The 4,670-nt window shown below is 34.6% G+C and carries 7 protein-coding genes; all 7 read right to left on the bottom strand.

Translation table 11 applies throughout. From position 1 onward, the window contains the following. The coding region (locus A194_RS0114825; protein WP_017187585.1) for a S1 RNA-binding domain-containing protein at positions 1–322 on the bottom strand (322 nt) is incomplete at its 3' end. 73 nt (positions 323–395) lie between these two features. Then, on the bottom strand, positions 396–794 hold the full coding sequence (locus A194_RS0114820; RefSeq protein ID WP_017187584.1) for an FtsB family cell division protein: 399 nt from the start codon (positions 792–794) through the stop codon (positions 396–398). Further along, positions 763–1,371: a spore cortex biosynthesis protein YabQ gene (gene yabQ / locus A194_RS18710; RefSeq protein ID WP_017187583.1), complete on the bottom strand. Its 609-nt coding sequence runs from the start codon at positions 1,369–1,371 to the stop codon at positions 763–765. The genes A194_RS0114820 and yabQ overlap by 32 nt, the downstream gene beginning before the upstream one ends. Continuing rightward, positions 1,368–1,673 (bottom strand): sporulation protein YabP, encoded by a 306-nt coding sequence (gene yabP, locus A194_RS0114810; RefSeq protein ID WP_017187582.1) that lies wholly within the window; start codon positions 1,671–1,673, stop codon positions 1,368–1,370. The genes yabQ and yabP overlap by 4 nt, the downstream gene beginning before the upstream one ends. A 54-nt stretch (positions 1,674–1,727) precedes the next feature. Next, positions 1,728–1,997: an RNA-binding S4 domain-containing protein gene (locus A194_RS0114805; RefSeq protein ID WP_017187581.1), complete on the bottom strand. Its 270-nt coding sequence runs from the start codon at positions 1,995–1,997 to the stop codon at positions 1,728–1,730. A gap of 13 nt (positions 1,998–2,010) precedes the next feature. Further along, complete coding sequence (gene yabN, locus A194_RS0114800; protein ID WP_017187580.1) at positions 2,011–3,459, bottom strand: bifunctional methyltransferase/pyrophosphohydrolase YabN; 1,449 nt, start codon at positions 3,457–3,459, stop codon at positions 2,011–2,013. Continuing rightward, positions 3,446–4,670 (bottom strand): oligosaccharide flippase family protein (locus A194_RS0114795; protein WP_017187579.1); only part of this gene is annotated, 1,225 nt, incomplete at its 5' end. The genes yabN and A194_RS0114795, both read right to left, overlap by 14 nt.

Raw genomic sequence — 4,670 nt, 5'->3', positions numbered from 1 at the left:
CTAACTTATCTTCACTATCTTTTAAAAACTTATTCATCTTTGATTCAAAGTTTTCAGTTCGCTTTTTCTGTTCTTGCTTTTCGAACTTTTCATCCGCCTTTTTAATTGAAAGACCGATCTTTCCGTTGTCCTCTACATTTAAAACTTTAACATCAACTTCATCCCCAACTGCTAAATGTTCACTGATGTCCTTTACGTACTTATTAGCTACCTCACTAATGTGGACCAGTCCTGTTGAGCCTTCTGGTAATTCCACAAATGCTCCAAAGTTAGTAATGCGGGTAACTTTACCGCGCACCTTGCTGCCTACTTCAACTGACATAAAGAAAATGCTCCTCCTTAGATTTATTAAAAGATCTATTCTTTACTATTATATATAAGCTTTTTAAAAAGTGTCAATAAGAAGGCTCTTCCTCTTCCTCTGGTAAAGTGAAAATAATTTCTCCTTCTTTAGAAAAAAAGTAATCTTTTCTTGCTATTTGCAATAAATAATCAACATCATTTAACAACTCAACTTCTCGCTCTAACTCCTCTTTTTCTTCTAATTGAGCTTGAAGTTCACTTTGAAGTTGCTCATACTCACTTTCCTTCTCACTATGAATAGTCTGCTGCTGAAAAAAATAAAGTAAAAGGGTTCCGACTATGATCGAAAAGAGAACGCCAAAAGCTACAAGTCGACGAATCAACAGCTTTTTTTCTCGTTGCTTACGTTCTAAATGTTGTTCTTGTTGTTTAACATAAGCTGAATTTATTTTCTTTACGTTATTCGTCTTCGTTCCCTTTCTTTTCAACACTTGTCTTCCTCCTATTTTCCCACCAAGACCTTAATATTTTCCACCATCTTCTAATTTCATTATCGCAAGTATGGACAAAACTATTAAGGTACTTTTTTACTATTCTTGGAATGAAAGGTGAGATTATTGCGAACAAGACCTTAATGAGCAATTGCAACAACTTTAGTAAAAACCTTCCAATTGCAACAATTATACTAAAACTCAGTATTAAAATCCATAATATTGGCTTAACAAGTAATAGATTTACTAAGTTTGTAATAAAATTGTACAAGTTCACAAGGACTCGAATGGTTACTTCTAACCCTTTTAAAAATGCATTTTGAAATAATGCATAGTAAGCTGAAACCCCTAGTAAAAATGCGATGACTAAGTAGAATCGTAAAATACCACCATTAGCTAAGAACAACAAGTAATAAACGACAGACCCCATTGTTAGAAAGAATAAAATATCTATTGCGTACTGTTGCCAATATACATGTGGTCTTAACAACCTTTTATAAGTATCAAATGATCCAACAGAGAGGATGCCTGCAAAGACCATTGTTAACATGGTAATAAATTGCGTACTTAGCGTCATTTAAACAACTTGCTAAAGATTCCTTTAGCTTGATTTTGTTTATTTTCATCAATGTAGTCAAATGAATGAATTTTACCTTGAATCGTTAAGAAACCTTCATCAACATTCAAGTTCTTCATATGCAAGTTGTGACCACGAATTAACAAATAGCCCATCGTTGTTTTTAATAGAAACTCTTCTGTATCAAAGCTATCCACATCTAAAACACCTGTCACTTCTAACTTGCGACGGTCTTTCAACTTCAGGTCATGTTCACGTTTTGTTTCACGTTCCCCTTGATATAACTGTTTTTCATATGGCATGTCCTTCCCTCCTATTCACTACTACCGTATGATAGAGGGATTAAAAACATGTTATTAAATTGAATTGGACTCTATTTTTTCTTCATTAATGACAGAGTATAGTCGAGACGTCTGGTCTTTTTTTACATGTTCTTGTAACGTTTCGACTTTAATCGTTAGCCTTTTATGGCCGTATTGAATCATCACTTCATCACCGACTTTTAAGTCAGTAGATGCTTTGGCTGACTGTCCATTAACTTGGATTCTACCTTGGCTTGCTACGTCTTTTGCGACTGTTCTTCTTTTAATGAGCCTCGATAGTTTTAAAAATTTATCTAAGCGCATGTTTACACCTCTTTCATGCTTTTGATGATTTAACTTGTTCCCAATATTGATCCAACTGCTCTAAAGATAAATCAGATAAAGATCCATTATTTTGTTGCACTAATTTTTCTACTTCTTTAAAGCGACTAATAAACTTCCCACACGTTCTATTTAAAGCTATTTCAGGGTCAATTTTATAAAACCGACCTAAATTAACAATCGAGAATAAAACATCACCTAACTCCATTTCTGCTTCGTCTATTGACTTATTCGCTATAGCGTCATGGAATTCCTCTATTTCTTCTTTAACTTTATTAATTACCGGGCTTTCTTCTTGCCAATCAAACCCTACTTTCGCTACCTTCTTTTGGATCTCTTTTGCATACAACAAGCGCGGTAGAGCATCATTTAACCCATCAAGTACTGATCGCGTCTTCGGCTTGTCTTTCTGTTTAATTGCTTCCCAGTTGTCTGTTACTTCATCTACAGAGTTAACTGATACATCACTAAAAACATGTGGATGACGCTCAACCATTTTGTCTGTAATTCCTTTTATAACATCATCGACGGTAAAGAATCCATTCTCTTCACCAATTTGACTATGTAACATAATTTGCAACAAAACATCACCTAACTCTTCAGCAAGGTGATCATCATCTTGAGCATCAATTGCTTCGATTACTTCATATGCTTCCTCAATTAAATATGGTCTTAACGACTCATGTGTTTGTTTTTGATCCCACGGGCAACCATTTGGCCCTCTTAAAGTAGCAATAACATCCTTTAACGCAGCAAAAGTATGGTGTAACTGATTGCGCTCTTGTGGCCTAATATACAATGTAATTAAATTACTCACTTGAAATTCACGATCTAATTCATGTAAAGGTACTGTAATAACAGTTTCATTATGGCTACCGGCTTCTTCAACGATTGTAATTGGGTAATCATACGGTAAGTCTTCCATCAGCGTCAGTTTTACCTCTGAAGCTGTAAAAGTGTCAAACACTTGGCTAATAAGTAGATGGTTCTCATATTGAATCTTGCTTCTGTCTAAATTAGTTCCATCTAACAGTTGAAAGCCTTCAATTGGATCAATTTGAACAGCTGTAAATAGAGGATCAAGGAAACTTTGCCCTCCTTCTATTTCTACTTCTACGTTAGTTTCATTTGCATCTAATAGAAGTTGAACTGTTTTTTCAGCAACCATTGGGTGCCCTGGAACCGTATATATAATGTTCTCGTTTTTTGCTTGATTAATTAAATCATTGGCGATGACGTCATAAACATTTTCAAATTGATCGTTCATTTCATAGATTTTATCAAAGCTTTGAAATTGAACCTCTTCAGCTACTAATTCGTCTATTACTGGGTGATCTAATGTTCTCGTTAAGACTCGGCTACTCTTAATCAGTTCACGATAGACACCTAACGGTAGTTGTTCAATAGTACTAGCTCCTAGACCAATTACTTTAATGCGCCCCATACTTACCCAACTTTCTTAGCTTTTTTATCAATGGTATCGTATTAATTGCTGCTTGTTCTTCGTTTGTAAATAACTTTATTCGGTCAATACAATATAAAACAATTAAAACACCTATAAAACAAAGAGCAATTATTATTAATAGTAATAGTAATCTTTCATCTAGTGCAACAAAGTTCCTCGCTAACAAGTTCAAGCTATACACGACAGTAGTCATTAAGAAAACAACGCCAGAAGCTTTAACTAAAAATCGATTAATACCTTTAGCCTCCACTCTTGATGACCATAATCGATAAAATACGATTACTACAAGCCCAGTCGCTATCACAGAAGCAATACTTGCTCCAATTATGCCAAATTGTTGTATTAATAGAATGTTTAACAACCACTTCACAACTAACAGTAGAGCTAGCCATTTGACTTGTGCTACGCGAATACCATGTCCTTGTAGAAGTACAGAAAGCGTCATAATCATAGAAAACAAAAAGACTAAAACCATCATCAACTGAATCGCTACTGTACCATCACTAGACAAGTAAAATAACGGGTTTAAAACAGGCATGATCGCCACTAACCCAAAGGCAGCACATAGAGAAAATAAAAACGTTAATTTGAAAGCAAAAACTTGATTCCACGCACTAACCTTTTGTTTACTCGGTTCATTCATTTGAATCGCTGGAACAATTGATAAAGCTAAAGCTGAACCAAAAACAAGCCCTAGCTGTACTAATGGATTACCCCGATCATAGATACCTTTTGAAACTACTGCTTCTGTAAATGTATTGCCAAATTCTTTTAAGCTATTAACCATCGTCAAAACATCAACTAACTGAACAATGAGATGTAAGACGTGAGTTAAGCTATAAACAACCATACCTGTTATTAACGGAACTAAAACTTTTTTAAGCTTAAACGAAACTGTTTCCTCCGTCGTCTTTCTATACTTAAAGTAAAAAAATATTAAAACTAAAATAGCAAAGCCTACACCTGCTAATGTTGCAACTGTAGCAAGCAAACCAATGTTATAAACCGATAGCCCATAGTTCACGACGATTATGGTTGAAACAACAATTAATAACACACGTATTAATTGTTCTGTCACTTGTGATAACGCGATAATCGCTTCTTGTTGTTTGAATTGAAAATATCCTCTAAAAAAAGCTGTGATCGGGATAAGCAAAAATAATAGGCTTGTCATTTTAAATGGCATCAAC

Origin of the sequence: Alkalibacillus haloalkaliphilus C5, from assembly GCF_000269905.1 — a bacterium.
Lineage (GTDB): Bacteria > Bacillota > Bacilli > Bacillales > Alkalibacillaceae > Alkalibacillus > Alkalibacillus haloalkaliphilus_A.
The sequence above is the reverse complement of the archived record's forward strand: the minus strand, read 5'-3'. Positions and strand labels throughout refer to the sequence as shown.

What these genes read in the sequence shown, in the direction of transcription:
- yabQ (WP_017187583.1), bottom strand. Translation starts at nt 1,371, where the DNA reads ATGACGCTAAGTACGCAATTTATTACCATGTTAACAATGGTCTTTGCA.
- yabP (WP_017187582.1), bottom strand. Translation starts at nt 1,673, where the DNA reads ATGCCATATGAAAAACAGTTATATCAAGGGGAACGTGAAACAAAACGT.
- A194_RS0114805 (WP_017187581.1), bottom strand. Translation starts at nt 1,997, where the DNA reads ATGCGCTTAGATAAATTTTTAAAACTATCGAGGCTCATTAAAAGAAGA.
- yabN (WP_017187580.1), bottom strand. Translation starts at nt 3,459, where the DNA reads ATGGGGCGCATTAAAGTAATTGGTCTAGGAGCTAGTACTATTGAACAA.